Source organism: Galbibacter sp. L-19 (genome assembly GCF_056857615.1).
This window is the reverse complement of record NZ_JBSXNL010000055.1, coordinates 188,598-206,367: the sequence shown is the minus strand read 5'-3', so window position 1 is coordinate 206,367 and position 17,770 is coordinate 188,598. Positions and strand designations below refer to the sequence as shown.

Annotated in this window: 9 protein-coding genes; 4 read left to right on the top strand and 5 right to left on the bottom strand. The window is 34.4% G+C overall.

Going from position 1 to position 17,770, the window contains the following annotated elements:
• Window positions 1-163 precede the first annotated feature (163 nt).
• Together AC13CQ_RS10225 and AC13CQ_RS10220 are read right to left on the bottom strand one after the other, a co-directional pair.
• Entirely contained in the window at window positions 164-2,863 is a 2,700-nt protein-coding gene (locus AC13CQ_RS10225) for a glycosyl hydrolase (protein WP_474506553.1), read from the bottom strand.
• Between the two features lie 137 nt (window positions 2,864-3,000).
• Window positions 3,001-4,329: a rhamnogalacturonidase gene (locus tag AC13CQ_RS10220; RefSeq protein WP_335587785.1), complete on the bottom strand. Its 1,329-nt coding sequence runs from the start codon at window positions 4,327-4,329 to the stop codon at window positions 3,001-3,003.
• Window positions 4,330-4,739: 410 nt separating this feature from the next.
• Here AC13CQ_RS10220 and AC13CQ_RS10215 point away from each other — a divergent pair, with 410 nt between their 5' ends.
• The 4 genes from AC13CQ_RS10215 to rhaM all read left to right on the top strand — a co-directional run bounded on the left by AC13CQ_RS10215 (window position 4,740) and on the right by rhaM (window position 12,043).
• Window positions 4,740-7,895 carry a SusC/RagA family TonB-linked outer membrane protein gene (locus tag AC13CQ_RS10215; RefSeq protein WP_474506554.1) on the top strand — a complete coding sequence of 1,052 codons (3,156 nt, stop codon included), beginning with the start codon at window positions 4,740-4,742 and terminating at the stop codon, window positions 7,893-7,895.
• Between the two features lie 38 nt (window positions 7,896-7,933).
• Window positions 7,934-10,039, top strand: a complete 2,106-nt coding sequence (locus tag AC13CQ_RS10210; protein ID WP_335587787.1) for a RagB/SusD family nutrient uptake outer membrane protein — start codon at window positions 7,934-7,936, stop codon at window positions 10,037-10,039.
• 306 nt (window positions 10,040-10,345) lie between these two features.
• On the top strand, window positions 10,346-11,713 hold the full coding sequence (locus AC13CQ_RS10205) for a glycoside hydrolase family 28 protein (protein WP_456865803.1): 1,368 nt from the start codon (window positions 10,346-10,348) through the stop codon (window positions 11,711-11,713).
• Window positions 11,714-11,728: 15 nt separating this feature from the next.
• Complete coding sequence (rhaM, locus tag AC13CQ_RS10200) at window positions 11,729-12,043, top strand: L-rhamnose mutarotase (RefSeq protein WP_335587789.1); 315 nt, start codon at window positions 11,729-11,731, stop codon at window positions 12,041-12,043.
• Here rhaM and uxuA read toward each other — a convergent pair.
• Genes uxuA through AC13CQ_RS10185 form a run of 3 tightly spaced genes read right to left on the bottom strand, consistent with a single transcriptional unit; the run spans window position 12,040 to window position 17,676 of the window.
• A complete protein-coding gene (uxuA, locus tag AC13CQ_RS10195; protein WP_474506555.1) occupies window positions 12,040-13,233 on the bottom strand; it encodes a mannonate dehydratase in 1,194 nt (397 codons plus the stop codon). The genes rhaM and uxuA overlap by 4 nt on opposite strands.
• 10 nt (window positions 13,234-13,243) lie before the next feature.
• The gene (locus AC13CQ_RS10190) at window positions 13,244-16,102 is read right to left on the bottom strand and encodes a glycosyl hydrolase 115 family protein (protein ID WP_474506556.1); all 2,859 of its coding nucleotides are present in this window, start codon (window positions 16,100-16,102) and stop codon (window positions 13,244-13,246) included.
• Between the two features lie 11 nt (window positions 16,103-16,113).
• Window positions 16,114-17,676: a rhamnogalacturonan acetylesterase gene (locus AC13CQ_RS10185; protein ID WP_474506557.1), complete on the bottom strand. Its 1,563-nt coding sequence runs from the start codon at window positions 17,674-17,676 to the stop codon at window positions 16,114-16,116.
• Window positions 17,677-17,770: the final 94 nt, after the last annotated feature.

Genomic DNA, 17,770 nt, shown 5'->3' with positions numbered 1-17,770 from the left:
TGTCCGATAAAAGTTAACGGAATTCATTGGACTTTGCTTATATCAAGATTTAAATGAGTTTTTTAGTCTTTTTGTCTTTGCTCTTTGCTCTTCTTGTCTTCTGTCTTTGTTCTTTATTCTTATAGCAAAGTGGTCTTGTATCTTACTTAGACATTAATGTTTTTTATTGCTGAATTAAAGGAGTTATGGTTACTGGCCCCATAAGTCCAGAAGGAGTAACCTTCCATTTAGTAGCATCAAATTTTTTATAATCCTTATCTACCATATTTATCTCATAGAATAGCTTCCACTCCTTTCCGCTTTCTTCTAAATTTTTAATCCGATTTGCTGGTAAATTGGTGACTTGAATTTTTAAAGTATTAACTCCTTTTTTAAACAAATTGGTTTTTATTTTAAATGGAATAGCCCACACAATACCTACATACTCATTATTAATCCACACTTTAGCACTTTCCCTTACTTGCCCTAAATCTAACTCCCAATAGTCCGCTGTTTTATCCAATTCAAAAGTAGTTTCATAAATTCCGCTCCCTGAAAATGCAGTAGCTTTTGCATCATCAATCTCAGTCCAAAAAGTAAGTTCTGATAGTTTTTTTGCTGATGGGATTTCTGGACCTCCTTGTTTAAAAGACAACTTCCAAGGCGTTTTTATTACTTCCTTTTCGGCAATTGGATTAGTGTACACCCATGGAGCAACAGCGGTGTCCAGTCCCGTTTTTAAAATATAAGCTTCTCCTGGTGCTATCTTTAATTTTACGTTGGTTTTATCTGCTTCTGAAGTAATTTTTGCTTTCCCTACATCTCCATTTAAAGGATTGTAAATGGTAATTTGTTCCGTAGAAAAATTCAAAAGAACTTCATCTTTGGCTTCTGCTGTATGGTTTACAACATAATATATTTTTTCTCCGTCTAGGTCTCTTCGGATATATTTCAAACCAGTTTCAACTAAATTTTCGTTTCTTACATTACTATTAGTTAACGCATCAAATAAACTGTTTTCAATATTAATATCCTTTGTAAGTGTTTTAAGCTTTTGTTCTTGCTCTTCTACTCCATAATAACCTGGAATGCTCTTTGGAACTCCTTGAAATATAATATGAGCCCCTTGTTTTTGAAGATTTCTAAGCTTCTGTAATGTTTTTAAAGGCATTAATTTGCAATCTGGAACAACCAAGGCTTTATAGACACCTCCAGGAAGTACAATTTTTCCTTCTTTTACTTCTATTTGCTCAATAAATCTATCCGACACATAATCTGCAGCATATCCTTTTTCTGTTAATTCTTTATTGGTTTTGTAAAATTTGGTATTTGTAAGCCATTCATCTAAAGAATGTATTTTAAACTGAAAAAATAAATCGCCTTTTAAATAGGAATCCCAACTATCATAAATAGGATAATATAGAAGCACCTCGTTATCTGGTTTTCCTAGTTGAAGAAAAGATTGGCAATTCGAGATATATGAAAATAAGCCCGAAGCATCTTCCCAAATACTATTGTTATAATTAAAATTAACAGAAGCATAAAATTTCCATCCTGGCCAAGCAGCTCTCGGCGGAGAATAAGTAGAACCGTGTAAGAAAATATGATTAATTCCATTAAGAAGCAAATCTTCTGCTTCTGGTTTACATTGAGAAAGTGCTGTTTTAAAATGATCTCGGAGCCATGTAAAAGTTTCTGATGACACCAATTTTTTTCCTGAAATATGAGCCGCTGAAGATGAGAATTTCAACATTGCAGGATCTGCATCTCCTTGCCTAATGTTTTCGGCCTCTCTTCTAAAACCCGGAATATCATATGGCATGGAACCAAAAGTTTCACATTCTGGAATATCAGCAGAAGCATATAAATCTATCAAGTTTCCGGGAGATCCATGCGCTTGTAATTTTGTTTTGAATCCCTTTTTATTCGCCCATGCAGTCCATGGCTCATCAAATTCTTCTAGCAATAAATCTGAAAGTGTTTCTCTATAATCACTTCGGATTCTATTGCTTATTTCATCATCTTTCTTTTCTAGTAATTTATCTAAATAAGGTTTTAAACTATACCCTCTTCTTTCTTCAAATTCTTCAAAAAATCGAGAGGTAAAATCAGTTCCATATACCTCATAACTGTCATTAAAAATAGCGCGTACTTTTCCTTTGGTTTCAGAAAAAGCCTTGTCAAAAGGTTTTACATAATCCTCTAAAGCTGCTTTAGAATAATGATCTAGTGTGTAACCTTTACCACCCGGAGCTGCCCGTTTTACTTGTTGCCCAGTAGGAGCCTGATAAATTATATACACTGTATATTCCTGATCTTTAGCCTCCCATTTTTTGTTTTTATAGGAAAGCTTTTCAGTTAAATCAACAAAAACATTGTTAGCTCCGTAGGCATAAATCCCTTTTAGCTTTAATGTAGTACCTTTTACAACAGAATCTCCTATAAATTGATGTAGGCTAGCTCCTTTGCTTAACTGTTTTTTGGCGCTTACTATTTTTTTTGCAGCATGAGAAACTTCTACTTGTTTCCCTCCATATGGCCAACCAGTTCCTAGCGTCATATCTACCCCCATGTGTAAACTATCAGCAACTTCAAGGGTGTAATCTAGCATCTGAATCCATCTCGGAGAAAGGTATTCTATAAAATTATCCTCCTCTCCTTTCACTCCATAAATAGGAGTAATCTCTACTCCCCCAATACCAGCTTTGTGCAACGCTTCTAAATTATATTTTATGCCGATAGAGTCTACCGCATTTCCCATCCACCACCAACGAGTCCACGTTTTTTGGGTTTTTGAAACTTCAGGCCACTTAGCATTGTTTTGTGCTGAAACAAAGGCTCCAATAAGCCCCAATATAATTGCTAGATATACTTTTTTATACATTTAATCAATTTAACCTTATCTGTTTATTACTGATTTCCTTGCCGATTGAATTATACTTTTGATTCGAAAAAACTCAGCAAAAAATAATGCCATCTAAAATAGTTTCCTCCTCTTATTTACCACATGCTGTTTAGTTCCTACTTTGAAGAAATATCAACTTTTTTGAACGTTAAATCCTTAATAAAATTGGTGTTCTCAATGGCTCCATCACTAGAATTTACCGAAATATTTTCAAAGGTGAAATTGGATAATTCATACTGATTAGATTCTTGAATATTAAAAACTTTATCGCAAGTCAGTTCTAAATTTTTCATAGTTATATGTTGCGCTTTAGACGCTCTAATATCCTTCTCCCCTTTCAAGTCAAAAAATTGAGTCCATGGCTTTATATAAATCATATTTCTTGCGCTTCCACTTATGTCTTCTATGGCAATATATTCATAATTCTGATTGGTATCTGGTCTCATTTTTAACCAAAAAACCCTACTGGCATCCTCCACAGTAGAACGTCTAAAAAGTACATTGTAATTATGTAAGGATTCACTCCCACAAGTAAGAGCACTGTGACAAAAACCATAGGTATTATCTTCTATTAAAATATTACGATTCTCACCATTATTTGGGTCTTCATGAGCAAATGGTCCCTTTCCTCCTTTTAGAGCAACAGCATCATCGTTAACCGACATATAACAATTCTTAATTAAGAAGTTAGTACATACATCAATATCAACAGCATCCGTACTAGGAGCTTTTACTGGTTTTGAAGGGGAGGTAATCTTTAAATTGAGTAATTTTACATTTTCACACTTATAAAAATGAGTTGTCCAAAAAGGGGAATCTTTTAGGTGAATATTAGAAATTTGAATATTCTTACTATTGGAAACATATAAAAGTCTTGGTCTCATTTCATCTTTATTGGTACAGTCTGGATTCCACTCTCTACGCAACCAAAAGGCCTTCCAATACCTTAATCCATTTCCATTGATAGTTCCTTTTCCAGAAACTGTAAAACCATCCAAGCCATCAGCGTTTACCAAAGCTGGAAAATATTTCCCAGACTGCCCTTCTATTCTTGTCATTACTACTGGAAAATCACTGATATCATCACTTCCTTTTAGCACACCTCCCTTTTCCAAATATAAATGAGTGTTTTGCTTAAAAAATAAAGCGCCACTTAAAAAAACTCCTTTCGGTATAACAATTACTCCACCACCACTTGTACCCGCTTGGTCAATAACTCCTTGAATTTTTTCAGTCTGTACTATCGTACTATCCATTTTAACATCAAAATCGGTAATAACGTATTGTTTCCCCAATTTAGAAATATCGGTTTCCTCCACTTGTTTAAACCAATCTGGGATGGTAGTTCCATCTGGAAAGACGTCTTGAGAAGTTACAAATTGGGGAGATATTAAAATTAAAAGAAGAAATATCTCTATACAGCTTGTTACGCTTAATACTTTCATAGGTTTAAATAGATTGGTATGGTTAAATAAAGGTATAAATATATAGTTTAAGCAAAAGTATATCATCCTGCTCCGTCCTGCACTAGCCTATTTTGATTCATTTTTAAGTACATAAAAAGTACTTTCCTTCGATAGAGTAATCACAAAATCCCCCCCTTCATATTAATAAATACACAATAAAAGCGCCTTTAAAAAGATAAAATGAAATAAAAACTTACAAAATATTCACTTAAAATCAATAAAAATATCACATTCTTAAATGCTTCAAAACATATGTGTTTACAGTACACTTAAGATATTTAAGTACTAAAATTCTTTAGAAAAGGGTAATCGATTACAGCACACAACAGGATAGTATAAAAACACCAATTAAATATTTTTGGTAAATCGATAACTAAACTAATTTATTTATGAAACAAAATTTTTTTCTTTGGCTAAGTACGTTACTCCTAATATTTATATCGGGTTCAGTTTATGGACAAGGTAAAAATATAACTGGTACAGTTACAGATGATTCTGGGATTCCAATGCCTGGTGTTAATGTAGTTGTAAAAGGAACACAAAGAGGTGTAAGTACAGATTTTGATGGAAACTACAGCATAAATGCTTCACAAGGAGAAGTATTGGTTTTTACGTATGTAGGCTCGCAAACGATTGAGAAGACTATTACCCAACAAAATACCTATAATGCAGTAATGAAATTGGACAGCAACGAACTTGATGAAGTAGTTGTAATTGGGTATGGAACTGCAAAAAAGAGTGACGTTACTGGAGCATTAGTTAGTGTAGGATCTGAAGAACTTATGAACCAACCTGTTAATAATGCCTTTGAAGCTTTACAAGGGAAAGCAGCAGGGATAGACATTACAAGTAATCAGCGTCCTGGTGAAATTGGAGATGTTCGAATTCGAGGAAGTCGCTCTTTAACTGCAAGTAACGATCCTTTATATGTTGTAGATGGGGTACCTCTTATGTCCGATAGTTCTATTGAAACATTAAACCCAAGAGATATTGAGTCTATTGAGGTTTTAAAAGATGCCTCAGCAACTGCAATTTATGGATCTCGTGGTGCAAATGGGGTAATTATAGTATCTACAAAACAAGGGAAACCGGGTAGATTTAGCTTGGATTATACTGGAGTTGTAACTACTTCTAATATTGTTGATAGAGCTCCTTCTATGAGTGCAGCCGATTTTATTGAATTTAGACGATGGGCTGCTTATAACCTTGATTCACAAACTTATGCAAACCCAAACAGTCCAACCTTAGAGAATGATCGTGTTATTTTTGATAGTGCTTTGGATGGACAAACTTCTAGAGATAATGTGTTAAGTGGCTGGCAAAACGGAACTTATGACGCTTCTAGAGTAATGAATACAGATTGGACAGATTTTGTTACAAAAACTGCTGTTACTACAGAACATAACATTAGTGCTAGTGGAGGTACCGAAAAGATGAATGCTTATGGTTCTTTTGGATACCTTAATAACGAAGGTACTCAAAAAGGGCAATTTTACGAGCGTTATACTGCAAAACTGAGTGCTGAAATAAAAGCAACAGATTGGTTTACATTTAACGCTACCATGAATGCTACTTGGAGTGAACAAGATTATGGAATGTCTAGGTTAGGAGCTCGTAGTGGTTCTGGTCCAGATGCAATCTATGGAAATGCAAAAGGAATTTACAATATGGCAGTTCCTTATGATGCTGATGGGAATCTAGTAATTAATCCTGGAGGAGAATCTGGTATTTATACCATTATTGACGAATGGGATAAAAGTACCCAGTTATCTGAAACCATGCGTTTATTAGGAAGTCTTTCTGCTACTATAGATTTAGGCGAAATTATTAGTCCGTTAAAAGGACTACAATACAAAATGAATTTTGGTCCTGATTTTCGTCATTGGAGAGAAGGTGCTTATATAGATGGTACTTCTTCTTATAAAATCAATGCCGACGGTTCTGAAGGTGTTAACTATGCAAGACTAAGAAATCGTAGAGATTTTTCGTGGACACTAGACAATATGTTATTATACAATAGAACTTTTGCAGAAAAACACAATGTAGGTTTTACCCTTTTACAAACCGCTTCCTCATGGAATATTGAAGAATCGGCTATGAGTGCTAATAACATTCCTAAAGAATCTTATTTATGGAATGCTTTTGGAACTATAGATATTACAAATCCAGATAATAATGCAGGAATGAGTTCGGGCTTAACAGAGCGTCAACTAAGCTCTTATATGGTTAGAGCAAATTATGGTTTTGACGACCGTTACCTTTTAACACTCTCTGGCCGTTGGGATGGAGCTTCTCAGTTAGGAGAAGGAAATAAATGGGACTTCTTCCCTTCTGCTGCTTTGGCATGGAGAATTAAGCAAGAAAGCTTTATGAGTGAAGCTACTTGGCTTAATGATCTTAAACTTCGTTTAGGATTTGGTGTTACAGGAAACTCAGCGGTTTCTCCATATGCTACCAAAGGAGATATTACTCAAATATACCTTCCATTTAACGGAATGGATAATTTAGTAGGATATACTACCAATGAACCATATTATTCTAGAGATCAATTAACAATGGCTAACTCTGATCTTGGATGGGAAAAAACCACTCAATACAACATAGGATTGGATTTTGCTTTGTTTAGTAATAGAATTAGCGGTAGTTTGGATATGTATAAGTCTTTTACAAACGACCTCTTAATGTCGGTAAACATCCCTACCCTAACTGGATATCCAAATATCATTGCTAACATAGGTAAAACAAATAACCGTGGAGTTGAGTTAACACTAAATGCTACTCCAATTCAAACCAATGGAGGCTTTGCATGGGATACTAATGTTAATGTAGCTTGGCAGAAAGACGAAATTGAAGAGTTAGCTTATGGTAAAAACGACATGGTAGATAATGGATGGTTTATAGGTAATTCTATAGCCATTGAATACGGTTATGACAACCAAGGTATGTGGCAAGATACTCCAGAGGACCAAGCGGAAATGGCTTTATGGAATGCCAATGGTTATGATTTTACGCCTGGAAATGTGCGACCAAAAGATCAAAACGGAGATTATGAAATGACAGAAGAGGATCGTGTAATTTTAGGAAACAGCAATCCTAGATGGGTTTTAGGATGGAACAATGCTTTTTCTTACAAAGGAATAGAACTTAGCATGAACATTTATTCTCGTTTAGGCTATAAAGATAATATTGGAGGACAAGCATTTACTTCCCATTCTAATCAAATAGATGTAGATTACTGGACTCCAGATAACACAGATGCAGAATTTCAAAAACCAATTTTAGGACAAGCAACCTCAGGTTCTCAAGATGACTTTTCAGGAATTCTAGGCTTTAAAGATGCTGGTTTTGTTAAAATAAGAAACATCTCCTTAGGATATAATTTCCCTAGAGATTTTTGCGACAAAAATGGATTTAACAATCTAAAAATCTATTTCCAAGCTATCAATCCAGGTAGTATTTATCAAACTGTAGACTGGTATGACTTTGATGTGAATTCCACATTCTTTAACAGAAGCTTTGCTTTAGGAATTAATATTGGACTATAATAACCTAGTACTGACGAATGAATATAAAAAATAAGATTATGACTACTATAAAAAACATAGGAATTTGCCTTTTCATCATATTAGGACTTTCATTGACTTCTTGTAATAAAGATTTCCTAGATGAAGAATTGACAACTCAATACTCTACGGATTATTTTGATACTCCTGAAGGTATAGAAGAACTTACACGCTCTCTTTATGGTAATATAAGATGGCATTTTGGATATGAATGGGCTTATGGTACAACACTCTATGGTACAGATGAGTTTACCAATGCCAACGATTTAACCAACGAAATGTGGAACACATACGATAATAGATTAGGACCACTTGGAGCAACACCAGAAACTGGAGCTGCTAACGGGAATGCTACTTCTCCAGCCAACCTTTGGGATCAATTGTATTACGGAATTGCTTCTGCTAATACCATTATTGCAAAAGCTCCTGAAGTTGTTGAAGACGAATCTGTACGTAATCGTTGCCTTGCACACGCTTATTTCTTAAGAGGTTATAATTACTACAGACTTACCGCTCAATACGGAAGTGTAGTATTACAAACCGAGCCCGCAGATGGAATTGTTAGAAATTTTGAAAGACCTACTGCGGAACAATGCTGGGAACAGATTATTTCAGATTTTAGAAATGCATATGATTTATTTGAAGGAGAAGTTTTTACCTACGGAAAAGGGATTACTTGGACCAAAGCCACAGCAGCACACTTTTTAGCGAAAGCCCTTTTATTTAGAGCTTCTGAGCGTAATGAAGATTGGAATAGTTCCTACATTGATGCAGACTTAAACGAAGCTGTAGATGTAGCTTCTTATGCTATTAATGCACGTGGACCTCTTACTCCAGATTATAACGATTTATATGCTAATTGGACAGGAATAGACTGTGAAATTGAGCAATTAGACGAAATCTTAATGGCTGCAGGATACAATGCCGATGGAGCAACTAGCGGACGCTTTGGAAATAGAACATACAACTACTTTAATCCGCAATTCTCTAGTTTTTCTGGAGGATGGGTACGCCGTGGTGTATGGATTGGTGGAATGGACTTTCAACGTTGTAGACCTACAGAATACAGTTATGCTGTTTTTGACCATGTAAACGATGCTCGTATGTGGAAAACTTTTAAAACCGTTTATGGAGCAAATAATATTGCAGATGAAGGATATGATGTTGAACCTGGAGATCCTGGAATTGTAATGATTCTTAATACCGAAGAAGATAATACCTATGATGGATATACTTTTGGTGCCTTTGTTCAAAATCCAGATTGGACAGATACAGAAGGAAGACTTGCAGAATGGAATATTGGAGAACGCCAAACACCAACCTCTGGTGGCCTTACAAATGAAACTGGACAATGGGTTCCAAATTCTTTAGTGTTGTATCAAAATGGAGAATATGTAGCTCCTAACTTTAAAAATCAGCCTATTTGTAACTTCTTTGCAGGAATTAACAAAACAGACGATGGGTCTCGTTTTGCTGAAAAAGGAGACGCACATAGAGACGTTACTATGGCAAGACTTGCAGAAACTTATCTTGTTAGAGCAGAATGCTATGTTAGATTAAATCAATATGGAAATGCTATGAATGATATTAATGAGGTTAGAAGAAGAGCGGAATGGAAAGCTGGAGAAAACAGATCTTATTATACCGATGGAGGAATGGCTTTTGAAAATAACAACCTAAATACGGGTACTGCCGCAGAAAATTACATCAATTCAAATCTTAATATGAATACTTATTATTTGTCTAATCCAGATGTTGATGTAACTACAGACCCTTCTAATTTAGAGCTTAGTTCTTTTCCTAGCAATTTACCTCCAGAAGATGAAAAAATATTAACAAAAGTAGGAGCTTCTAGCAATTATGAAAGAGCGTTGCATTTTATTTTAAATGAACGTACTCGTGAATTATTAGGAGAATGGCAAAGATGGGAAACTCTTTCTAGAACAGGAACTCTTGTTAAAAGAGCTAGAGCTTTTAATCCAGAAGCTGCCGCAGCTATTACTGAAAACAAACATGAACTACGACCAATTCCTCAATCTTTTATTGATGGATTGCTCAATGAAGATGGCTCAAACCTATCTCCTTCTGATAAGGCCATTTGGCAAAATCCAGGATATGGTAACTAATAAAAAAATTATGCAAAGATAATACCTTATCAACTACCTCGTGGCAAGTCCGCGAGATAGTCAAAGGAAAAATACTTTAATCCATTTCGACGTAGAACGTCAGGGAATAAAACCCTCAATGAGGGATTTAAATCTCGATTATCGAGTAAACTTTGTTCTTCATACATGCTAGCGTCATGTATTAAACGCTTCGTCTATAATAAGGCGAAGCGTTTTTTTATTTAACTCAACCTTCAGGTAAGTACAGGATAATTTAAGGTAAAGCAAACACTACTTTTATCTAGTTCCCTATTAAACTCTAAGAATATGATGAATAAATATTTACTTGTTGGATTCCTATTTACTTGTTTTCTGTTTTCATGTAAACAACAAAAAAAAGAAATAGCAGTCCAAACATCTCATATAACTGCTCCTTTTGGAAAAGTTTCCATAAAAGTGCCAGATTTTAGTAATAGTGAAGAATATTCCATTGCAGATTTTGGAGCTATTAAAGGAAATCAAGAAGCAACTACTAAAGCTATTAAACTAGCTATTGAAGAAGCAAATCAAAATGGTGGCGGGAAAGTTATTATCCCAAAAGGAGAATGGCTTACAGGAAAAATTCATTTAAAAAGTAATATAAATCTTTATTTAGAAAAAGGAGCTGTCTTACTTTTTTCAGACAATCCACAAGATTATTTACCTCCAGTTCATACTACTTGGGAAGGTTTGGAATGTTACAACTACTCTCCACTTATTTATGCGTACGAATGTAAAAATATAGCCATTACTGGACAAGGTGAGTTAAAAGCAAAAATGGATACTTGGAGGGATTGGTTTGATAGACCTCCAGGACACATGAATAGTTTAAAACGTCTTTATAATCTTGCAGCAAAAGATATTCCTGTTGAAGAACGTCAAATGGTAAGCGATTCTTCTGATTTCCGACCACAATTTATCCAATTCAACCGTTCCGAAAATATTTTAATGGATAGCATTACCATTACGCACAGTCCTTTTTGGGTTATTCATCCCTACCTATCTAAAAACGTTACCATAAAAAATGTAAAGGTATTTGCTCACGGGCATAATAATGATGGTGTAGACCCAGAGATGAGTCAGAATATAATTATTGAAGATTGTGTTTTTGATCAAGGTGATGATGCCATTGCTGTAAAATCTGGTAGAAATCAAGATGCTTGGCGATTAAATACTCCTTCAAAAAATATAATAATCAAGAATTGTAAAATCATCAACGGACACCAATTACTCGCCATTGGCAGTGAGCTTTCTGGAGGGATTGAAAACATTTATATGTCTAATTGTGAAGTTGCTGAAAATGCAAAACTCAATCATCTACTTTTCATAAAAACCAATGAACGTCGCGGAGGATATGTAAAAAATATTTATATGGATAGCATTCAGGCAGGAAAAATAAATGCTGGAATTCTAGGGATTGAAACTGATGTGCTTTACCAATGGCGAGATCTTGTTCCCACCTATGAACGCAAGCTTACTCCTATTAAAGATATTTATATGAATAAAATTCATGCAAAAAATGTAGAATTTGTATCTAGAATTTTAGGACAACAAGAAATGCCTATTGAAAGTATCCATCTAAAAGAAGTAACTGCCGATAGCATTAGAACGGAAAAAAACATCCATGAGAATGTTAATAATTTCAATCAAAATTAACCAAAAAATTTACCTATGTATAGAAACGCATTTACCATGAAGCTAAAACCTGGCTATATAAATGAATATAAAAAGAGACATGATGAGATATGGCCAGAACTTAAAGCATTACTTTCTGAAAAAGGTATTTCTAACTATTCCATATTCTTAGATGAAACTACTTTAACCCTGTTTGCAGTTCAGGAATTGACAAACGACTTTAATCCATCGGAAATTCCCAATCATCCTTTAGTAAAAAAATGGTGGAGTTATATGGCAGATATTATGGAAACTAACCCCGACAATTCTCCTGTTGAAAATTCATTGTTAGAAATGTTTCATATGGATTAAGAGAGCTCACCGCTCTTTACAATAGCCATTTCTAAACCTCGTATTTCTGCTAAACCTTTTAATCTACCTATAGCTGAATAACCTGGATAAGATGTGTTTTTGTTTAAATCGTCCAGCATTTTATAACCATGATCGGGTCGCATTGGTAATTTCTTTTCTGGTTTCTTCTTTCCACATTCATAAAATGTTTTTACTAGTCTAAACATATTTACGCTTCCTTCTAAATGAGCTGCTTCATGGAAATAAAAAGGTGCTGTTCGATGCACCGATCTTAAATGCACAAAATGAATCCGCTCATAAAAAGTTTCAATAATTTTTGGCAAATCATTCTTTTCTGACGCTCCTAAACTACCACTACAAAAAGTTAATCCATTGTATAAAGATGGTACGCTAGAAAAAATATAGTCTAGATCTTCTATACTACTAACAATGCGTGGTAAGCCAAATACAGACCATGGCGGATCGTCTGGATGAATTGCAAGGGTAACTTCTTCGGCTTCAGCAACAGGAATAACTTCATTTAAAAAATAAATTAAATTCTCTCTTAACTTTTCTCTATTTATATCTTTATAAGCCTGTATTCCTTCTTTTAATCGCTCTAAAGTAAAATTATTACTATCTCCAGGAAGCGCCAATAGCAAACTTGATTTTATTACTTCCAGATCTTCTTTAGAAATTTCATTATAATACGTATCTACCTCCTTTAATAATTCTTCCGAATAAAAACCCCTTGCATTTTCTCTTTTAAGCACATACATATCAAACAAGGCTACATCCCGCATATTATAGAGTAAGGTGGAGCTACCATCTGGTAATGAGTAATTAACATCGGTGCGTAGCCAATCTAAAATAGGCATAAAATTATAACAAATACAACGAATTCCACACGAAGCCAAATTCTTAATACTCTGCTTGTAATTTTCTATATAAACATTTCTATCGCTCTTTCCTTGCTTTATATGTTCGTGTATTGGCAAACTTTCCACCACATTCCAAAGCAGTCCATTTTGTTCTTTTACACCTTGTTCTATTATTTTTTTTCGTTCTTGAATAGCAGCTACACTCCAAACCTCTCCTACCGGAATTTGATGCAATGCAGTTACTACTCCAACTGCCCCTGCCTGTTTAATAGTTGCTAAACTCACCGAGTCTTCTGGACCAAACCATCGCCAACTTTCTTGAAATATCATGCAGTATTTGTTAGTTATTTTTTGTTTCGGACATTAATTTATACGGTACTGTATTAGTATTTGTTTTCAAGATAAAATAATCTAAACAAACCCCAGCATCAACACTATAAATCTTTAGCGTTTGTTTCCCAAAAGCTTTAATAGCTACCTCAACTTCCTTAATTGCTTTGTTACTCAATACATTTTGCTTCCAAGTTTCACTCCTGCCTTTCGTTTTAAAATCTATAATTTCAATAGGATCATCATTCCATTGTACAGCTATTCTTACATCTCCATTAGTCGTTAAAGGGTGAGTTGGCAACGCTGTAATTAACAATGTTGCTTTATCTGTTACAGTCTCGGTATAAAATTCATATTCTAAAACGGAAGCCTCTTTATAATTTAATATTGGAAGGTTTTCAAAAGACTCCGCTTGCATTACGGCTCCTGAATGCCCCAATCCTTCTATTTTATTCCACTTAATTTTTTCTGAAGCTTTATTTTTTAAATAACTATGAGCATATACCATAGCTACCCCATTTTTTTCAGTAAAACTATCTTCTGGAATAGAAGCATACTTGTTTGAAACATTTATTTGAATCTTTTTCTCCCTTCCATTCATTTCAATTTTAATAATTTCTGAAAGTGGTTTTCCAGCAGTTCTCCATGCTTTCCAGTCAATTGTAACATATACTCTTTCTTCTAAATCGTCTTCATTTAATTTTCCTGAAGATTTTGAAACTTTAACCCATTCTGGTAACGACTCAAATTTCCATTGAGCATTATTGGCTGCTTTAAGATAGATATCTATAAAATATGAAGCAAAATTGTTTACATAAAAAGTTGGAAGCTTATCAATTCCAGTTTCTGTTGTTAGCGTATCTTCCACCACAATCCCTGCAAGTTGCTTGTAATATACATCCGACAAATCTATTTCAGGTTTATCAAAAACAGGTAATCGTCTAGGCTTCATATCCATTATTCCATTCCATTTCCCATTAGAAATTTGATTATATGTTTTTGTCAATTCTACAATGTCTTTATAAGAATTGTAAGACAAATCTTTGTATTTATGAGCACTTTTCCTAAACTGTTTAGCATAGGTAAGCGACTTATCTCGATACAGAAACTTTTTATTTATTGCGGCGGAAGCTTTTACAGGATACTTAACTAATTGAAAATAAGTGCTTTTTAAATTTTCTGGTAGTTTTCCCTCTATTAAATCTACTTTTTCTTCAATATCCCCATAGGCATTAATCCGCTGTTGAACCTCATCTCCATAACTCAAAGTCTTATAGGCGGTTTGATATATGGATGTGGTAGGTTCGGTTTGACTCCACCCCATAAATTCTGGTTTTCGTTCAAAAGCCAATTTGTAATACCTATTTTGTACCTCACCAATACTTTTTGCTAAGTCAGCTCCAAAAATTGTAGCATAAAACTCTTGTTGATGCTCTTCTACATAGCTCGGATCCCGAAATTTTTCAGCATTGTATGCCATGTCCAAAAACAACTGGGTATTATATTCAGCAGGTTTTATATCGCCTACATTTAAAATCCATATTTCTTTGTTGTTTAAATTATAAGCTTTCATCATCTCTTCTCTTATCAAAGATGGATGAGTGGTGCTTAGCCATAGATAATCATGCGGGCGTCCCCAATAAGAAGCATGGTAATAAACCCCTCCTCCACCAGTTCGTTTGCGCTCTTCTGCATTACTTAAAGAACGGATGTACCCATAATTATCGTCTGTCCAAACCAAAGTAATGTCGTCTGGAATTTCAAGTCCGTTTTTATACAAATCCAAAACTTCCTTGTAAACGGTAAATGCCTGTGGAACGGCAGAAACTTCTTTATTGATGTACTTTTTTATTAAAAATCGTTGGTCGTTAATAACATCATTTAGAACAGCCACCGCTTCTTCTTTACTACTTACACCCTCCATACCACTGTCGTGAACGCCACGCATTCCAATGGTATAAATAGCATCCATTTTTTCAGCTTCTTTAACACGAGTTTCCCAATAATTGTAAACGTTTTCCTTATTGGTTTTATAGTTAAAACTCCCCATTTTTTCTTTGTCCCATTCGTCTACATTATTTCTCAACATTGGTTCAGCATGGGAGCTTCCAACAACAATATGGTATTTTTTTGCTATTTCTGGATTCCTTGGATAATAAAAAAATGCTTTGGTGCTCGGGTGCATTGCTGGCCAAATTGTATTGGCATTTAAACGCAATAAAAGCTCAAAAATCTGCTCGTATGTTTTAGGACCAATATCTTTAGTTTCTGTCTCAAAGTTATTAGCAGCCCAAGGCTGTAACCCCCAATCTTCATCGTTTAAAAATATTCCTCTATAGCTTACAGAAGGCTCTTTGGAATAAAATGTTTGTACATTTATTTTTAATTCTTCCTTTTTTTCAACAGGAACATCTGCCCACCAATACCACGGATTTACACCCAGTTTTTTTGAAATGGAAAACACTCCATAAGCTGTTCCCCTTGCATCGGTACCTGCAATAATTAATTGTTTTTTATCTTTCGAAGCTTGTAATAAATAACTTTCCTTTTGTGCTAAAAATTCTGTCTTTGGAGAATCCTGAAGATTTTTTTTAATAAAATTAGAAGTTACACTTCCAATTAAAATAGCAGATTCGTGTATTTCCTTTTTTTCTGGCTTAACAGTAGGTCTGTGTCCTGTTACCCGAGCAATATCATCAGCTAGTAAGTTTGCCGAAATAGAATCTAAAGAATTTCCATCAGCATCATAAAAAACAGCGGTTAATTTACCTTGAGTATAAATGTCAAAAACAATATCTCTTTCTATAGTTTGTGTACTTCCTTTAAAAGAAATCAACAAAATAATTATACCCAACCAAAACTTTACCATACGAAATATTGTTATTTTTTATTTTCAATTGAAGTATTTAGAGCAATCTGAGAGAGCCTATCTATTTCTTTTTGACTCAATACCAAATCTCTTAAACCAAGACTTTTATCAGCCTTTAAACATATTACCACTATCGATGCATTAAAAGAAGCCCCATCTGCATTGGTATGTGTATGATCTTTCGGGAAAAATTGTTTAATTTTCTTAGCTCCTATTTTCTCGTAAGCTACAGAAATACTATCATTTAAATCAATAAACGCTGCATTGTTTTTTTGAGCTATTTGTTTAGCCCATAAGCCATAAGTTTTATCGGCTCTTTCCACACTATTGCCCTTCCATTCGTTTCTTGGAATATGACTAAATACTATCGGAATTGCTCCTTTTTCTTTTGCTTGATTAATAAAAGTAGCCATATACCAACCGTAGGTATGCACCGTTTCTTTGATGCTGTCATTTTTTGTAACAACCATTGTAGAATCGCTAATCCCTTGTATGGAACCTCTATATTTTGGCTGGTCTATATGTCCGCCATCATTATGTCCAAATTGCATCAACACAAAATCTCCTTTTTGTAAAGTATCGTATACGGCTTGCCAGAGTTTTTCATTATAAAATGTACGACTACTCCTTCCTCCTCTAGCTTTATTAATAATATTAACGCGAGTGGTGTCTAAATATTTATGAAGTTCTACTCCCCATCCTACAGCCTCAGGGATTCCATTATTTGCTACTGTAGAATCTCCTATTAAATAAATATTTGTTTTTTTAGGAAGAATTATAGTGGGGTTTTCTAGCACAAAATCCTTTAAGGAATTATTTGTTTTTTTAAGTTCTTGCGTTATAATAGAAGCGGCTAAAACTGCTCCTTTTGCGCTGGTATGTGTGTGGTCTTTTTTATAAAATAAATTTCCATAAATTTTATCCTCTCCCAAGGTTTCCATCTTTTGAGCCATCTGTTCATTTAAGTCGATAAAAGTTACATGCTCTCGAGCTGCAACTTGTTTTGCCCATAACCCATAAGAATCATTATTTCTTGGTACTTTTTTTCCTTCCCACTTATTTCTAGGAATAGGAGACATTACTACTGGAATTGCCCCTTTTGACTTAGCTTCTTTAATTATTTTACTCAGGTACCATCCATAAGTATGCACAACCTCATGTTTACCTGTAAGCATATTGTCTATTTCTTCAGATTCACTCCCAATTCCTTTTATAGTACCACGCGCTCTAAAATCATCGTTAATTGGACCATCATCGTTATGTCCAAATTGAAGCAATACATAATCTCCTTTTTTCAAACTATCTAGTACTGGTTTCCACAAACCTTTTTGAATATAGGTTCTGCTACTAGTTCCTCCTAATGCATGGTTTTTAACTTTTACTTTTGTAGTATCTAAAAACTGATTTATAAAATCTCCCCAACCCCATAAACCTGCGGCGCCATTGCCCTGTCCATTTTTTACGGTTGAGTCTCCTACAGTATAAACCGTAGGTTTTTTAGAATTAGAATCTGCTTCTTTACATTGAATAAAGAAAATGCTAACGCAAAGTAATATAGCTATTGAATTTTTCATCAGTAATTATTTTATTGTTGTCCGATAAAAATTAACGGAATTTATCGGCTTCCATTTATATCAAGTTTTAAATGAGATCCTCAAAATAGCCCCT

Bases quoted from the DNA above. Each gene is read 5' to 3' on its own strand.
- AC13CQ_RS10185 (WP_474506557.1), bottom strand. From the start codon at position 17,676: ATGAAAAATTCAATAGCTATATTACTTTGCGTTAGCATTTTCTTTATT.
- uxuA (WP_474506555.1), bottom strand. From the start codon at position 13,233: ATGATATTTCAAGAAAGTTGGCGATGGTTTGGTCCAGAAGACTCGGTG.
- AC13CQ_RS10215 (WP_474506554.1), top strand. From the start codon at position 4,740: ATGAAACAAAATTTTTTTCTTTGGCTAAGTACGTTACTCCTAATATTT.
- AC13CQ_RS10220 (WP_335587785.1), bottom strand. From the start codon at position 4,329: ATGAAAGTATTAAGCGTAACAAGCTGTATAGAGATATTTCTTCTTTTA.
- AC13CQ_RS10225 (WP_474506553.1), bottom strand. From the start codon at position 2,863: ATGTATAAAAAAGTATATCTAGCAATTATATTGGGGCTTATTGGAGCC.
- rhaM (WP_335587789.1), top strand. From the start codon at position 11,729: ATGTATAGAAACGCATTTACCATGAAGCTAAAACCTGGCTATATAAAT.
- AC13CQ_RS10210 (WP_335587787.1), top strand. From the start codon at position 7,934: ATGACTACTATAAAAAACATAGGAATTTGCCTTTTCATCATATTAGGA.
- AC13CQ_RS10205 (WP_456865803.1), top strand. From the start codon at position 10,346: ATGATGAATAAATATTTACTTGTTGGATTCCTATTTACTTGTTTTCTG.
- AC13CQ_RS10190 (WP_474506556.1), bottom strand. From the start codon at position 16,102: ATGGTAAAGTTTTGGTTGGGTATAATTATTTTGTTGATTTCTTTTAAA.